The following is a 446-nucleotide window of genomic DNA, read 5'->3' as shown; positions in this document are numbered from 1 at the left end:
CCCCCGCCGCTCTGCTCGCCTTCCTAGGCACCGCCTATGCCGCGACCGTTCAGGGCACCATCCAGGCCGTCGACCCGACGACCAAGTCGATCACCCTCGACGACGGCAAGATCTACCAGCTATCGCCGGAAGCGGCGGTCGGCAAATTGAAGGTCGGCGCCAAGGTAGCAGTGACCGTCGATGACAAGACCGGTATCGTGACGTCGATCAAGAAGGCTTCGTAAGGCGCCAGCGGACCTGCTGACCGAACTTTCAAACCCTGTTCCACTCTCATGGCCGGTCCCTACGAGGATCGGCCATTTTCATCCGTCGCCTCTCGATGCCGGGCTATCTGGATAAGGTCTTCCGGCTGGACCCCAGGGACGGCCGGCGGAACGCTGTCCGGCGGCATCGCTATGGTTTTTGCCAAAAAGCCGCGCTATCCCTTGGCCAACGGGGGGTATTCA

Annotated in this window: 1 protein-coding gene; it reads left to right on the top strand. The window is 62.1% G+C overall.

Translation table 11 applies throughout. The features are described from left to right. On the top strand, positions 1–224 hold a 224-nt coding region (locus EOD15_RS35430), incomplete at its 5' end, for a DUF1344 domain-containing protein (RefSeq protein WP_127409397.1). Positions 225–446: the final 222 nt, after the last annotated feature.

The sequence above is a fragment of the Mesorhizobium sp. M7A.T.Ca.US.000.02.2.1 genome (assembly GCF_003996995.1).
Lineage (GTDB): Bacteria > Pseudomonadota > Alphaproteobacteria > Rhizobiales > Rhizobiaceae > Mesorhizobium.
The sequence above is the reverse complement of the archived record's forward strand: the minus strand, read 5'-3'. Positions and strand labels throughout refer to the sequence as shown.